14 protein-coding genes are annotated in these 14,452 nt (G+C 77.7%); 5 read left to right on the plus strand and 9 right to left on the minus strand.

Features of this window, described 5'->3' with window-relative positions:
- Nucleotides 1-128 precede the first annotated feature (128 nt).
- Nucleotides 129-515 carry a hypothetical protein gene (locus G6556_RS10450; protein ID WP_166941052.1) on the minus strand — a complete coding sequence of 129 codons (387 nt, stop codon included), beginning with the start codon at nucleotides 513-515 and terminating at the stop codon, nucleotides 129-131.
- A 236-nt stretch (nucleotides 516-751) separates the two neighbouring features.
- On the opposite strand from G6556_RS10450, the gene G6556_RS10455 reads away from it, so the two are divergent.
- The 3 genes from G6556_RS10455 to G6556_RS10465 all read left to right on the plus strand — a co-directional run bounded on the left by G6556_RS10455 (nucleotide 752) and on the right by G6556_RS10465 (nucleotide 3,601).
- Complete coding sequence (locus G6556_RS10455; RefSeq protein WP_166941054.1) at nucleotides 752-1,129, plus strand: VOC family protein; 378 nt, start codon at nucleotides 752-754, stop codon at nucleotides 1,127-1,129.
- A gap of 88 nt (nucleotides 1,130-1,217) precedes the next feature.
- Nucleotides 1,218-1,952 carry a response regulator transcription factor gene (locus G6556_RS10460; protein ID WP_166941056.1) on the plus strand — a complete coding sequence of 245 codons (735 nt, stop codon included), beginning with the start codon at nucleotides 1,218-1,220 and terminating at the stop codon, nucleotides 1,950-1,952.
- Nucleotides 1,949-3,601 (plus strand): HAMP domain-containing sensor histidine kinase, encoded by a 1,653-nt coding sequence (locus G6556_RS10465; RefSeq protein ID WP_346774830.1) that lies wholly within the window; start codon nucleotides 1,949-1,951, stop codon nucleotides 3,599-3,601. Before G6556_RS10460 ends, G6556_RS10465 begins: the two co-directional genes overlap by 4 nt.
- A gap of 24 nt (nucleotides 3,602-3,625) precedes the next feature.
- Here G6556_RS10465 and G6556_RS10470 read toward each other — a convergent pair whose 3' ends face one another.
- From G6556_RS10470 to radA, 6 genes are all read right to left on the minus strand, one after another.
- Nucleotides 3,626-4,561, minus strand: a complete 936-nt coding sequence (locus G6556_RS10470; RefSeq protein ID WP_166941058.1) for an aldo/keto reductase — start codon at nucleotides 4,559-4,561, stop codon at nucleotides 3,626-3,628.
- A gap of 296 nt (nucleotides 4,562-4,857) precedes the next feature.
- Nucleotides 4,858-6,018, minus strand: coding sequence for a hypothetical protein (locus G6556_RS10475; protein WP_166941059.1), 1,161 nt, complete (start codon nucleotides 6,016-6,018; stop codon nucleotides 4,858-4,860).
- Nucleotides 6,019-6,144: 126 nt separating this feature from the next.
- Nucleotides 6,145-7,791, minus strand: a complete 1,647-nt coding sequence (locus G6556_RS10480; protein ID WP_166941061.1) for an anibiotic ABC transporter — start codon at nucleotides 7,789-7,791, stop codon at nucleotides 6,145-6,147.
- Nucleotides 7,788-8,717 (minus strand): ABC transporter ATP-binding protein, encoded by a 930-nt coding sequence (locus tag G6556_RS10485; RefSeq protein WP_166941063.1) that lies wholly within the window; start codon nucleotides 8,715-8,717, stop codon nucleotides 7,788-7,790. Before G6556_RS10485 ends, G6556_RS10480 begins: the two co-directional genes overlap by 4 nt.
- Nucleotides 8,714-9,370, minus strand: coding sequence for a TetR family transcriptional regulator (locus G6556_RS10490; RefSeq protein WP_166941065.1), 657 nt, complete (start codon nucleotides 9,368-9,370; stop codon nucleotides 8,714-8,716). The genes G6556_RS10485 and G6556_RS10490 overlap by 4 nt, the downstream gene beginning before the upstream one ends.
- A gap of 132 nt (nucleotides 9,371-9,502) precedes the next feature.
- Entirely contained in the window at nucleotides 9,503-10,918 is a 1,416-nt protein-coding gene (gene radA / locus G6556_RS10495; RefSeq protein ID WP_166941067.1) for a DNA repair protein RadA, read from the minus strand.
- Nucleotides 10,919-11,037: 119 nt separating this feature from the next.
- Between radA and disA the strand changes: the two genes are divergently transcribed.
- Nucleotides 11,038-12,114, plus strand: coding sequence for a DNA integrity scanning diadenylate cyclase DisA (gene disA, locus G6556_RS10500; protein ID WP_166941069.1), 1,077 nt, complete (start codon nucleotides 11,038-11,040; stop codon nucleotides 12,112-12,114).
- Between the two features lie 22 nt (nucleotides 12,115-12,136).
- Here the strand turns inward: disA and G6556_RS10505 are convergent, their stop codons facing one another.
- Nucleotides 12,137-12,730 (minus strand): hypothetical protein, encoded by a 594-nt coding sequence (locus tag G6556_RS10505; RefSeq protein WP_166941071.1) that lies wholly within the window; start codon nucleotides 12,728-12,730, stop codon nucleotides 12,137-12,139.
- Nucleotides 12,731-13,062: 332 nt separating this feature from the next.
- Between G6556_RS10505 and G6556_RS10510 the strand changes: the two genes are divergently transcribed.
- Nucleotides 13,063-13,947: an A/G-specific adenine glycosylase gene (locus G6556_RS10510; protein ID WP_346774831.1), complete on the plus strand. Its 885-nt coding sequence runs from the start codon at nucleotides 13,063-13,065 to the stop codon at nucleotides 13,945-13,947.
- Here G6556_RS10510 and G6556_RS10515 read toward each other — a convergent pair.
- A partial coding sequence (locus G6556_RS10515; RefSeq protein ID WP_205693298.1) for an amino-acid N-acetyltransferase occupies nucleotides 13,944-14,452 on the minus strand: 509 nt, incomplete at its 5' end. The genes G6556_RS10510 and G6556_RS10515 overlap by 4 nt on opposite strands.

Consider the following 14,452-nt stretch of genomic DNA (forward strand, 5'->3'; position numbering starts at 1 on the left):
GAGGACCACGGTAGGCGAGCGGGTCGCCGCGCTCCCGGCGGCACCGGGGCCGCACACGAATCCTCCACCAGGTCGGCGAGGGGCGTGCGCGGCCGTACCCCCGGCGCGCCCCGCGGCCCAGGGGCCGGTCAGCGCCGCGCGGGCGCGGTCGCCGGCTCCGCGTCGCCGTCCAGCAGCACCGCGTGCGGCCCCGCACCCGCGAGGTGCGCCCGGGTCTCGTCGTCCGCGTGCACGCACAGCAGGCAGCCGCCCCGCGCCTCCAGCAGCACCGCGGCCTCGTCCACGGCCTCGGCCGCGCGGCGGCTCCGGAGCCGGGCCGAGCGCAGGTCGAGCACGACGATCGAGGCGCACGCGGACAGGGCGTCGAGCAGGGCGCGCAGCCGGCCGGCGTCGGCGCGGCCGAACGACCCGGCCGGGCGGACGGTGGCCGTGATCCAGGGGTCGGCGTCGGCCGCGACGTGGTGCGGCTGGGCGGCGTGGTGGGCGTGGGCGGTGGGTGCGTCCAGGACGGACATGGCGGGCTCCCTCTCGTCGGGCCCCGGGGCGGGGCGACCCGACCAGCGCACCGCCCGCCCCTGGGAGCGGCCTGGGTCGCGCCGGGCGGGTCGCTGTGCGGCCCCGCGACGACGGGGCGCGGCGACCGGGTGGGCGCGGGACCTTCACGCGGGCGTCGTCCGGGGTGCACGCTGGGCGCACCCGGCCCGCACGCGGCCCGCCCCGCCGCCGGGCCACGACGACGAGGGAGTCCGTCATGCTCGACCTCAGCGAGTCCTTCAGCGGCTACTCGGTGGCGGACGTGACCGCCGCCCGCGCGTTCTACGCCGACGTCCTCGGCCTGGACGCCGAGGAGCGGGACGGGATGCTCCTGCTGCACCTGTCCGGGCGCGACGTGCTGCTCTACCCGAAGGGCGACGCGCACGTCCCGGCGTCGTTCACGGTGCTGAACTTCCCGGTGCCGGACGTGCCGGCGGCCGTGGCCGAGCTCCGCGGTCGCGGCGTGCGGTTCGAGCGGTACGAGGGCACGCCGACGCAGACCGACGAGGACGGGGTGTTCCGCGGCGGCGGACCGCTGATCGCCTGGTTCACCGACCCGTCGGGGAACGTGCTGTCGGTCATCGAGCAGGAGTGACCGGCGCCCGGCGCGCGCCTGCGCGGCTCACAGGATTCCCACAGGAGCGCGTCAGGGGCGCCCCAGGTCGCGCGGCCATGCTCGAGCCATGACCACCTCCACGCTCCAGCGCGACGCCCTCACCCGCCCGGACGGCCAGCCGGTGCGGGCCCTCGTCGTCGACGACGAGGCCACCCTGGCCGAGCTGCTCTCCACCGCGCTGCGGTACGAGGGCTGGCAGGTCGAGCACGCCCTGACGGGCCAGGCCGCCATCAAGCAGGCCCGGTCCCTCGAGCCCGACGTCATCCTCCTCGACGTGATGCTCCCCGACCTGTCGGGCCTGGAGGTGCTGCGCCGCATCCGCGCCACCCACCCGCACGTGCCGGTGCTCTTCCTCACCGCGAAGGACGCCGTCGAGGACCGGATCGCCGGCCTGACCGCCGGCGGCGACGACTACGTCACCAAGCCGTTCAGCCTGGAGGAGGTCGTCGCCCGGCTGCGCGCCCTGCTGCGCCGCGCCGGCGCCGTGTCCGAGCGCGAGGAGGCGGTGCTCGTCGTCGGCGACCTGCGCATGGACGAGGACTCGCACGAGGTCAGCCGCGGCGGCGACGACATCCGCCTCACCGCGACCGAGTTCGAGCTGCTGCGCTACTTCATGCGCAACCCCAGGCGGGTGCTGTCCAAGGCGCAGATCCTCGACCGGGTCTGGCAGTACGACTTCGGCGGGCAGGCGAACATCGTCGAGCTCTACGTGTCCTACCTGCGCCGCAAGATCGACAAGGGCCGCGAGCCGATGCTGCACACCCTGCGCGGCGTCGGGTACGTGCTGAAGCCCGCGGCGTGAGTGCCGCGCGCCCCGCGCGGCCCCGGTGGACGCTGCGCCGGCGGCTGGTCGCGGTGGTGGTGGCGCTGCTGGCGACCGTGGCGGCGGTGATGGGGCTGGTCTCCACGCTGGCGCTGCGCGGGTCGCTGATGACGCAGGTCGACACCCGGCTCGCGGACGCCAGCTCCCGGGCCGCGGCCGCGCCCGGGCGGCTGGACCGCGGGCTGCCGTCCGGCGCGCCGACGGCGGGGTCGGGCGACGGGTCGGGCTCGGGCGACGGGTCGTCGTCGGGCTCGGGCGACGGGTCGGAGGGCGGCACCGGCGACGGGCGGCAGCCCGGCGGCAGCATCCCGCCCGCGCTCGGCCTGCCCGGGCAGGACGTCGGCACGGTCAGCGTGTTCGAGACGCCGGACGGCACGCCGGTCGCCGGCTACCTCGACGCGTCGGGCGACGTGCAGGGCCTCACCGACGCGCAGCTGGACACGCTGCTCGCGGTCGAGCCGGGCCAGGACCCGAGCACCGTGGACCTGCCCGACCTCGGCACGTACCGGGTGGTCGCCGTCGAGTCGGACAACGGCAGCACCTCGGTGACCGCCATCCCGCTGGCCGGCATCACCTCGACGGTCGACGACTACGTCGTGGTCGAGGTCGTCGTCGCCGTGCTGGGCCTGCTGGTCGCCGCCGCGCTCGCCACGGTGCTGGTGCGCCGCGAGCTCCGCCCGCTGGACCGGGTGGCCGCGACCGCGACCCGGGTGTCCGAGATGCCGCTGTCCCGCGGCGAGGTCGACATCCGCGAGCGCGTGCCGGACGAGGACACCGACCCGGCGACCGAGGTCGGCCAGGTCGGCTCCGCGCTCAACCGGATGCTCGGCCACGTCGAGTCGGCGCTCACCGCCCGGCACGAGTCCGAGACCCAGGTACGCCGGTTCGTCGCCGACGCCAGCCACGAGCTGCGCACCCCGCTGGCCTCGATCCGCGGGTACGCCGAGCTGGTGCAGCGGCTCCCGGGGGACCTGCCGGACGACGTCGTGCGCGCGATGGGCCGCGTGGAGTCGGAGGCGCGCCGGATGACGTCGTTGGTGGAGGACATGCTGCTGCTCGCCCGGCTGGACGCGGGCCGGGACCTGGACCTGGAGGAGGTCGACCTCGCGGCGCTGGCCGTCGACGCGGTGGCCGACGCGCACGTGGCGGGGCCGGACCACGCCTGGCGGCTCGACCTGGCGGCGTTGTCGGGCCCCGGGGACGACGAGGACGACGACGGGGCCGAGGCCGCGACGGTCGTCGGCGACGAGCACCGGCTCCGGCAGGTCCTGGTCAACCTGCTGTCGAACGCCCGGGTGCACACGCCCGCCGGCACGACGGTCGTGGTCGCCGTCGCGCGGGAGGGCGACCGCGCCGTGCTGCGGGTCCGCGACGACGGCCCCGGCATCGCCGAGCCGCTGCGGTCCCGGCTGTTCGAGCGGTTCGCCCGCGGCGACGCGTCCCGGAACCGGGCCGCCGGGTCGACGGGCCTGGGGCTGGCGATCGTGCACGCGGTGGTCACGGCGCACGGCGGCAGCATCGAGGTCGACGGCACGCCGGGGGCCACGACGTTCACGGTGCGGCTGCCCCTCACCGGGGCGCCGGACGCCCTGCCGGTGGGTGCCGCGGGGGCGCCGACGGCGGGCTGACGGGCCCGCCGCCGGCGCCGCGCGTCAGGCCGCGACGTCCGACAGCGCGGTGATCTCGTCGTCCGCGAGCTCCAGGCGGGCGCCGGCGAGCAGGTCGGGCAGCTGGTCGACCGAGCGCGCGCTCGCGATCGGCGCCACGACACCCGGCTGCACCCGCAGCCACGCCAGGCTGACGGCGGTCACGGACGTGCCGTGCGCGGCCGCGACCGCGTCGAGCGCGGCCAGCACCCGGCGGCCGCGGTCGTCCAGGTACCGCCCGGCGGACCCGGCGCGCGGGCTGTCCACGGCCGGTGCCCCGTCGCGGTACTTGCCCGTGAGGAAGCCGCTCGCCAGCGAGGAGTACGGCAGCACGCCCAGGCCCTCGCGCACCGCGAGCTCCTGCAGCGGGCCCTCGTAGTCGCCCCGGTGCACCAGGTTGTAGTGCGGCTGCAGGGCGACGAACCGGGCGACCCCCAAGTCGTCGGCGATCCTGAGCGCCTCGGCCAGCCGCCCGGGCGTGAAGTTCGACGCCGCGACGTACCGGGCCTTGCCGTCGGCGACGACCTCGCCCAGCGCGGCGACCGTCTCCTCCAGCGGCGTGTCCTGGTCGTCCTCGTGCGCGTAGTAGAGGTCGACGTAGTCGGTGCCGAGCCGCTTGAGCGAGTCGTCGATCGCCGCCCGGACGACCGCCCGCGACGTGCCGCGGCGGGTGCTGAGCTTGCCGACCTTCGTCGCGACGACGACGTCCGAGCGGTTGCCGCGCGCCGCCATCCAGCGCCCGATCGTCGCCTCGGACTCCCCGCCCTCGTGGCCGTCGCCCCACTCGGAGTAGACGTCCGCGGTGTCGACGAAGCTGCCGCCGCCCTCGACGAACGCGTCCAGGACGGCGAACGAGGCCTGCTCGTCCGCGGTCCAGCCGAACACGTTGCCGCCCAGGTTCAGCGGCAGGACGTCCAGGTCGGTGGTGCCGATGCGTGCCATGGTCCTCCTCGGTTCGGCGGCGCCGGCCGGGGGGACGGCGCCGCGGGCGCGCGCCGCGCGAGGGCGACGTGCGGTGGGGTGCGGTGGGGGCGGTCGCGCCGTCGGGCCGCCGCCCTCCGGTCTACCCCACGCGGCGCGCGCCCGCCCGCCGGGCCCGCCCGGCCGGCAGGGCGCCGACCCGGCCCGCAGGGCGCCGAGAGGGTAGGAGACGCGCCGAGCGAGTACCCGCGGGGTACTCGCTCGACGCGTCGGCTGCTCGCTCGGCGCACCGGCAGCGGGTGCCGTGGGCGGACGGGTCAGAGGGGGTAGGCGGCGTACAGGTTGCGGATGTCGGCGGCCGGGCCCTGGACCACGAACACCGTCGTGCCGTTGCTCCACGCCGCGACGCCGGTGCCGTCACCCGCGTCCACGACCGTCACGGTGCCGGTCGGCGCGCCGTCCACCAGGACCTCGCCCTGCAGCAGCGCCGCCGGGCCCGCGGCGGCGGTGGCGCCGTCCGTCGTCGCGTCGCTCGCCGCGTCGGTCGCGCCCTCGGCTGCCGTCGGCAGCGTCCCGGTGACCGTCGCGAGCACCGCGGCGGCCTCCTCGGGCGTCTCCCACTGGCCCGCCCGGACGGTGACGGTGCCGGCGGCGCCGTCGGTGTAGGTCTCCGTGTACGCCTCGATCGCGTCCTGGGCGAGCCAGGCCTCGTCGTCGGCGGAGGTCGCCAGCGCGTACTGCAGCAGCGTCGTGGGCAGCGCGCTCGCGAACGCGGTCGTGGCCGTGCGGCCGACCGGGGCGACCGAGGCGGTCGGCGAGGGCAGCACCACGTCCGGCGGGGCCGCGGCGGTGCCGCCGTCGCCGCGGGTCAGGAACCAGGCCGTGCCCGCGCCGCCGAGCACCAGCACCGCGGCGACCACCGCGCCGGCCAGCACCCACCGGCGGCGGCCGCGCGCGGGCGCGGCGTCGGCGTCGCGCGGGGCGGCGTCGTCCGGGGTGTCGTCACGGGGCGCCGGGTCGGTGGGGCCGGTCGCGCCGGCGGCGTGCAGGGCGGCGTCCGCGCGGGCCAGCGCCGCGGTCCGGGCCTGGACCTCGCCGGCCCGCAGCGCGGCGTCCGCGCGCGCCAGGGCGGCGGTGCGCTCCGCGGGGTCGACGGGCTCCGACGGGGCGGCGTCGTCGGCGGCCGCGAACCGGCGGCTGCGACGGGAGGGCGCCGCCGGCACGGCGTCGGCCCGGTCACCGGGAGTCCACGCGCCGCCCGTGGTGGCGGGCGCGGCCGGCGCCGCGGGGACGGCCGGCCCGGCGGGGGCGGCCGGTGCCGCGGGGGCCGACGGGTCCGGGGACGCCGCACCGGTCCCGCCGGTCCCGGCGTCGCCGCGCAGGCTCGGCCACCGCGGCCGGTCGTCGCCGAACCGCCCCAGGCCGGGCGCCGGCGTACCGGTGTCCCGGCGCGCGAAGCGCCCGTCGGTGTCACTCATGCACGCACTCCCTGCCGCCTGCCGATCGGGTGCGGCCGCGTCGCCGCGGGCCGGCCCGGAGGTCCCGCGGCAGCCTAGCCGCCGGCTGCCGGCACCCGGCGGACCGGCGCGGGCCGACCGCGCGGCTCAGGCGAGCAGGTCCCGCCGCCGGAACGCGAGCACGCCCCCGGACACCAGCGAGACGGCGAGCGCCCCGAGGACCAGCACCGCGGGCCAGTCCATCGGCTCGGCGGGCATGCCCGGCGTGTACCGCAGCGGCGACGCGAGGTCGCTGCCGTCCGGCAGCACCCCGCCGAGCATCGCGGTCAGCGCGACGTAGCCGAGGTACGCCCAGGCGAGCGCGAACGCGCGCGGCGCGGCCCCCAGGACGAGGACGGCCACCCCGGTGACCGCCCAGAGCGCGGGCACCTGCCCCAGCGCGGCGCCGAGGAGCCGGCCCACCAGCGACGGGTCGTCCAGGGTGCTCGCGGCCGTGAGCCCCATGACCAGCCCGCCGAGCAGCACCGCGCCCGCCACCTCGCCGAGCACGACCGCGAGCTGGGCCCCGAGCCAGCGCACCCGGCCGACCGGCCCCGCGAGCACGTGCGCCGCGCGGCCGGCCACCTCCTCGACGCGCGCCGCGGCGACACCCTGCACCCCCGCGGCGGCGGCCAGGGCGACCGCGACCAGCAGGTACCGGGACAGCGCGGCGTCGGCGGCCGCTCCCGACCCCTCGGGGAAGAACGCCGCCAGCGCGGGCTCGTCCTCGACGAACTGCACGACCTCCCGGGCCAGCACGCCGACCAGCCCGCAGAGCGCGGCGACCCCGACCGCCCAGCCCGCGAGCGCCCCGCCGAGCCGGCGCAGCGTGACGGCCGTGATCCCGGTCAGCCGCCCGGAGGCGTGCGCGCGGCCCGGCCGCTCGGGCAGCAGCCCGTCGCCGAGGTCGCGCCGCTCCGCCAGCAGCGCCGCCACCCCGAACGCCGCCGCCGACGCCAGCACGGGCAGCGCGAGCGGCCACCAGCGCTCGTCCACCCAGGCCCGGGTGGCCTGCGACCAGCCGAACGGCGACAGCCAGCTCAGCACGCTGCCGCTCTCCGGGGCCCGGACGTCGCCGGCCGCGCGCAGCGCGAACCCCGCGCCGATCGCCGCGAGCCCGAGCATCGACGCGGTGCGGGCGTGCGCGACCAGCTGCGCGGCCACCGCGGCGGTCGCCCCGAAGGTGAGTCCGACCAGCCCGCAGCCGAGCCCGAACGCGAGCGCGCCGGCCGCGGGCAGCCCGGTGCCGACGAGCGCGGCGGCCAGCGCCAGCCCCGTCACCAGGTCGGCGAGCGTCACCACGACGACCGCCGCGAGCACCGGCGCGTCCCGCCCGACCGGCGTCGACCGGACCACCTCCAGCAGGCCGGACTCCTCCGCGCCGCGCAGGTGCCGCACGACCAGCAGGACGGACATCACCGCCAGCGCGAGCGAGACCCACGCGCCGAGCTCGTTCGCGACCATCGCGCCGATCGTGTAGTCGTCCAGCCCGTACCCCGGCCCGCCGAGCGCGACCGCCGCGGGCGACCGCATGAGCTCGGCGCGGGCGGCCCGCGACGCGGCGTCCGGGAACAGGTCCGCCTCCGACGACGCGGAGACGGCGGTGAGCCCGACCACGGCGACGAGCCACACCGGCAGCCGCACCCGCTCGACCCGCAGCGCGACGCGGACCAGCGCCCCGGTCCCCGCCCAGCGGTCCACCGCCCGCCGGTCCGCCGGCGCGACGGGGCGCGTGGCGGCGGCCACGGCGGTCACCGGGGGCTCCCGACCGGCTCGCCGTACTCGCGCAGGAACAGGTCCTCCAGCGTCGGCGGGTGGGCGGTGACGCCCCGGACCCCGAACCGGGGCAGCAGCGCCAGCACGTCGTCGAGCGCCTCGGCGTCGACGTCGAGCCGGAGGTGGCCGTCCACGTGCCCGGGGTCGTGCACGCCCGGCGCGGCCCGCAGCGCGGCGAGCGCGCCGTCCGGGTCCCGGAGCGACACGACGACCGCGGTCCGGGTCAGCCCGCGCAGCTCGTCCAGCGTGCCGGACCGGACCGCGCGCCCGGCGCGGATGATCGTGACGCGCTCGCAGAGCGCCTCCACCTCCGCGAGGATGTGGCTGGACAGCAGCACGGTCCGGCCCTGCGCGGCGGCCTCGCGGACGCAACGCTGGAACTCGGCCTCCATGAGAGGGTCCAGACCGCTGGTCGGCTCGTCCAGGACCAGCAGCCGCACGTCGGCGGCGAGCGCGGCGACCAGGGCGACCTTCTGCCGGTTGCCCTTGGAGTACGCGCGGACCCGCACGCCCGGGTCGAGCTCGAACCGCTCCACCAGGTCGGCGCGCCGCCGCGGGTCGAGCCCGCCGCGCAGCCGGCCGAGCAGGTCGATCGCCTCGCCGCCGGTCAGGTTCGGCCACAGGTCGACCTCGCCGGGCACGTAGGCCAGGTGGTGGTGCAGGGCGACCGCGTCCCGCCACGGGTCGGCGCCGAGCACCCGGGCCTCCCCCGCGTCGGCGCGCAGCAGGCCGAGCAGCACCCGGATGGTCGTCGACTTGCCCGCGCCGTTCGGGCCGAGGAACCCGTGCACCTCGCCCTCCCGGACGTGCAGGTCCAGCCCGTCGAGCGCCCGCCGGCGGCCGAACGCCTTGACGAGCCCCCGGACGGCGACCGCCTCCGCGGCGGTGGTCGGGTCGGTGGTCATGGTTCCTCCCGGGCGAGCTCGTGGATCGCCGCCGCCAGCAGGTCGTGGTCGGTGAGCAGCGGCTCGGTCAGCATCTCCATCGCCGGGACGACCGCCCAGCGCGACAGCGCGGTGAACGCCGCGACGGGCTCGAGGGTCGGCGAGGGCGCCCGGCCCGCCTCGGCGTCGATCAGCGCCAGCTGCAGCAGGCCGACGCTCTGGGCGACCAGGTACCGCGCCCGGCCGGCGGGGTCGACCGACGGGCTCACGGTGCCCGCCGCGACGCCGAGCGCCAGGTAGTCCTCGGTCGCGGCCACCATGTCGTCCACGAACCGGGAGGCCAGCTCCCCGCCCGCCGCGAGGCTGCGCACGACGTAGCCGAACACCGGCCCGTACTGCGTGAGGTCGGCCAGGTGCGCCATCGACTCCCGGGGTGTCTCCGTGGTCAGGGACGCCTCCTTCTGCGACCGGATGCGCTCCAGCACGTACGCGTCGCAGGCGGCGCGCAGGCCGTCCTTGGAGCCGAAGTGGTGGATCACCAGGGCCGGGCTGACACCGGCGTCGGTGGCGACGGCGCGCAGGCCGGCGCCGAACCCGTCGCGGGCGAACCGCAGCAGGGCCGCGTCCCGGATCCGGGCGCGGGCGGTGAGGTCGTCATCGATCGCTGAACGCACGTTCAGCAGACTAAACGGGCGTTCAGCGCGCCACAAGAGGGTCACCCCGGGCGGGTGCCCCGGCGCGCCTCGGATGTGGGCACGCGGCAGGCCAGGCGCGTCGACCCGCCGCGGGTGTCGGCCTCCTGCGCGTCAGCCCTGCGCCCGGGCCTGCACCCGTGCCGCGTCCGCCCGCGTGAGCCGCACCGCCTCCCCGAGGTCGGCCGCCTGCGCGACCCGCATCCCCTCGGGCGCCTGGCCCTTCTCCAGCGACCCCGCGGGGACCACGGCGTGCGTGAAGCCCAGCCGCGCGGCCTCGGCCAGCCGGCGGGCGGTGCCGGTCACCGGCCGGATCTCCCCCGCGAGCCCGACCTCGCCGATCGCCACGAGCCGCGGCGGCAGCGCCACGTTCTCCCGGCTGCTGACCGTCGCGAGCGCGAGCGCCAGGTCCGCCGCCGGCTCGACGACCCGGGCGCCGCCGACGGTCGAGACGTACACGTCCTGGTCCCCGACCTTCAGGCCCGCGCGCCGCTGCAGCACCGCGAGCACCATCGCGAGCCGGCTGCCGTCGACCCCGCTGGTGGTCCGGCGGGGGTTGCTCAGCATCGACGGCGCGACGAGGGCCTGCACCTCCGTGGCGAGCGGCCGGCGGCCCTCCAGGGTCACGGTGACGCAGGTGCCGGGCACGTGGTGCCGCTCGTGCGACACGAACAGCCCGGACGGGTCGGCGAGGCCGACGATCCCGGTCTCCGTGAGGTCGAAGCAGCCGACCTCGTCGGTCGGGCCGAACCGGTTCTTGGTCGCGCGCAGCAGCCGCAGCCGCGAGTGCCGGTCGCCCTCGAACTGGCAGACCACGTCCACCAGGTGCTCCAGCGTCCGCGGCCCGGCGACCGAGCCGTCCTTGGTGACGTGCCCGACCAGCAGCACCGGCAGCGACCGCTCCTTCGCGGCCGAGATCAGCGCGGCGGCGACCTCGCGGACCTGCGCCACGCCGCCCGGGGACCCCTCGACGGCGGACGACGCGACCGTCTGCACCGAGTCGAGCACCAGCAGGTCCGGCTCGGTCTGCGCCAGGTGGCCCAGGATCGTCCCGAGGTCGGTCTCCGCGGTCAGCAGCAGCGTGTCCGCGAGCGCCCCGATCCGCTCGGCGCGCAGCCGCACCTGGCCCGCGGACTCCTCGCCGGTCACGTACAGCACGGTGCGCCCGCCGGTCGCGGCGCGGCTGGCGACGTCGAGCAGCAGCGTCGACTTCCCGACGCCCGGCTCGCCCGCGAGCAGCACGACGGCACCCGGCACGAGGCCGCCGCCCAGCACCCGGTCGAGCTCCCCCACGCCCGTCGGCAGCGCGCGGGCCGCCTCGACGTCGATCTCCGCGATCGGCCGGGCCGCCCCGCGCAGCGGCACCATGACCGCCGTCCGCGGCGCCGCACCGCCGGGGCCGGTGTCCTCCGACACCGAGCCCCAGGTCTGGCACTCGCCGCACCGGCCCACCCACTTGGACGTCGTCCAGCCGCACTCGGTGCAGCGGTACGCGGGCCGGGCGGTCCGGGAGGCGGTGGTGGTCGACACGGCCGTCACGCTAACGGCAGCCACCGACACCGCACCTGCACCGCACCGTGACCGAATCGCGACGTCCACGGCGGCCGCACCGCACGCGGCCTGTCCCCGGGGGACCGTAGGATCGCGCCGTGCCCACCACCACGCCGCCCGACGACCTGCTGCGGCACACGCTCGCCGCGGTCGCGCCCGGCACCGAGCTGCGCGACGGCCTGGAGCGCATCCTGCGCGGCCGCACCGGCGCGCTCATCGTGCTCGGGCACGACGCCACGGTCGAGAGCATCTGCTCCGGCGGGTTCGAGCTCGACGTCGAGTTCTCCGCCACCCGGCTGCGCGAGCTCGCCAAGATGGACGGCGCCATCGTCATGGACCCGGCCTCGCGCCGGATCCTGCGCGCCGCCGTGCAGCTGCTCCCGGACCCGACCATCTCGACGTCCGAGTCCGGCACCCGGCACCGCACCGCCGAGCGCGTCGCGAAGCAGACCGGCCTGCCGGTGATCTCGGTGTCCGCGTCCATGCGGATCATCGCGCTGTACGTGGGCGAGCAGCGCCACGTGCTGGAGAACGCCGACGCGATCCTGTCCCGCGCGAACCAGGCGCTCGCGACGCTGGAGCGGTACAAGGCCCGGCTCGACGAGGTCAGCGGCACGCTGTCCGCGCTCGAGATCGAGGATCTCGTGACCGTGCGCGACGTGTGCGTGGTCGTGCAGCGGCAGGAGATGGTGCGCCGCATCTCGGAGGAGATCGCCGGCTACGTGGTCGAGCTCGGCACCGACGGCCGCCTGCTGTCCCTGCAGCTCGACGAGCTCACCGGCGGCATCGGGTCGGACAGCGAGCTGGTGATCCGCGACTACCTCGACGCGTCCCGACGCGACGGCGACGCCATCGCCGCGTCCCTGTCCGCGCTCGACTCGACCGAGCTGCTCGACCTCGCGCTCATCGCCCGCGAGCTCGGGCTGCCGTCCGGGGTCGAGATGCTGGACGCCGCCACCGGCCCGCGCGGCTACCGGCTGCTGTCCAAGGTCCCGCGCCTGCCCGCCGCGATCGTCGACCGGCTCGTCGGGCACTTCAGCGGCCTGCAGAAGCTGCTCGCGGCCAACATCGACGACCTCATGGCGGTCGACGGCGTCGGCGAGCAGCGCGCCCGCGCGGTGCGCGAGGGGCTGTCCCGGCTGGCGGAGTCCAGCATCCTCGAGCGGTACGTCTGACCGCTCGGCTGACCCGCGCGGATCACTCCAGCCCGAACACCACCGGCTCGGTGCTGACCCCGCCGAGCGCGAGCACGGCCTGGTAGGTCCCCGGCTGGGCCGCGGGCTGGTCCGGCGTGCAGCCCTCGACCGAGCGGCTGCGGTCCCACTGCACCTGGCGCTCGTCGACCTGGCCGGGCGCCAGCAGCAGCTGCAGGGTCTCGCCGGTCGCGCAGTCGGTGCTCGCCCAGATCCGGTCGCTGCCGGAGGTGATGAGCACCTGGCGCTGCGCGTCGCCGGCGTCCAGCAGGCAGGTGGCCGCGCCGGTGTTGGTGATGCGGATGGTGAACGTCGGGAGCGCGCCGGCCGCGTACGTCGTCGCGTCGGCGGTCATCTCCAGGCCGACCGCGCCGGGCTCGCACACCGGGGTGCCCTCGGTCGTCTCCTCGTCCGTGGGCGCCGGGGTGGTCCCGGCGTCGGTCGGCGCGGCCGCGCCGTCGTCGCCCCCGCCGCCGAGCAGCGCCCGCACGCCGAGCACGGCGAGCACCACGACGAGCGCGAGCACCAGCACGACTACGGCGCGCCGGACCCAGTACACGCGCGCGGGCAGCGAGCCCTCCGGCCGCAGCACGCCCATGTCCCGGTCCCTCCGCTCGAACTGCCGCCCACGCTAACCCGGCGCAGCGTCACCCCCGGTGACCCGTGGGCGGACACGCGGGACCGGCCGCCGTGCCGACGCGGTCCGGCGCGCGCCGGTCCCCACCCGATCGTCGCGAGCCCAGCCGATCCGGCGGGTGGTCCCGCGACGATCGGGTGGGGTCGGGACACCGACCGCGGGACGGGGCGATTCGGCACCCGCGACCGGGGCGGGTGAGGATGTGCGGCGTGCCCCGCTCCCCCGTCGACGCCGCGCCCGTGGACCCCGCGTCCGTGGACCGCGCGTCCGTGGACCCCGCGCTCGCCGCGGGCGTGCGGGCCGACGTCGTCGACTGGTTCGGTGCGCACGCGCGGGACCTGCCCTGGCGGCACCCCGACCGGACCCCGTGGGGCGTCCTGGTCAGCGAGGTGATGCTGCAGCAGACGCCGGTCGTCCGGGTGGAGCCGGCGTGGCGCGCGTGGACGTCCCGCTGGCCGGAGCCCGCCGACCTGGCCGCCGCGAGCCCCGCGGACGTGCTGCGGGCGTGGGACCGGCTCGGGTACCCGCGGCGGGCGCTGCGGCTGCAGGACTGCGCGCGGGCGGTCGTCGAGCGGCACGGCGGTGTCGTCCCGTCCGACGAGGAGGCGCTGCTCGCGCTGCCCGGGGTCGGCGCGTACACGGCGGCGGCGGTGCGGGCGTTCGCGTTCGGGCTGCGGTCCGTCGTGCTCGACACCAACGTGCGGCGGGTGCTCGCCCGGGTCGCGGAGGGCGCGGCGCTGCCGGCACCCGCGCTGACCGTCGGCGAGCGCCGGCTGGCGGCGGCGTTCGTGCCCCCCGACGACGCGGGGTCGGCGCGCTGGGCCGCCGCCTCGATGGAGCTCGGCGCGCTGGTGTGCACGGCGCGCGCGCCGCGGTGCGAGCCGTGCCCGGTCGCCGACCGGTGCGCCTGGCGGCTGGCCGGCAAGCCGGGCGACGTGCACGCGCTGCGCCGGCGCACGCAGGCCTGGGCCGGCACGGACCGGCAGGTGCGCGGCCGGATCATGGCGCTGCTGCGCGAGGCGCTCGAGCCCGCGCCGGCCGAGGCGGTCGTCGCGGTGTGGCCGGACGACGTGCAGCGCGACCGCTGCCTGGCGGGGCTGCTCGTCGACGGCCTGGTCGAGCGGGTCCCGGGCGAGGACCCGGAGCGCCCCCGCTACCGCCTGCCCGCGGGGGCCTAGAGGTCGACGATCATCCGGGTGTTGCCGAGCGTGTTCGGCTTCACGCGCGCGAGGTCGAGGAACTCGGCGACCCCGTCGTCGTGGGACCGCAGCAGCTCGGCGTACACCTCGGGCGGCACCGCGGGGCCGGCGATCGTGCCCCAGCCGTGCGCGGCGAAGAAGTCGACCTCGAAGGTCAGGCAGAACAGCCGGCTCAGCCCGAGCTCCTGGCCCCGGGCGGTCAGCCCCTCGAGCAGCGCGTGCCCGACGCCCCGGCCCCGCCACTGGCGCGCGACCGCGAGCGTCCGGATCTCCGCGAGGTCCTGCCACATGACGTGCAGGGCCCCGCAGCCGATGAGGGTGCCGTCCTCGGCCTCGGCGACCTGGAACTCCTGGATCGCCTCGTAGTAGCCGACGAGCTCCTTGGCCAGCAGGATCCGCTCGTCGGCGTACGGCTGCACGAGGTCGCGGATGCCGCGGACGTCCGCCGGGCGCGCCGGTCGGACCCGGTACGCGGGCGACGCGG

The sequence above is a fragment of the Cellulomonas sp. IC4_254 genome (assembly GCF_011603975.1).
Taxonomy (GTDB): domain Bacteria; phylum Actinomycetota; class Actinomycetes; order Actinomycetales; family Cellulomonadaceae; genus Cellulomonas.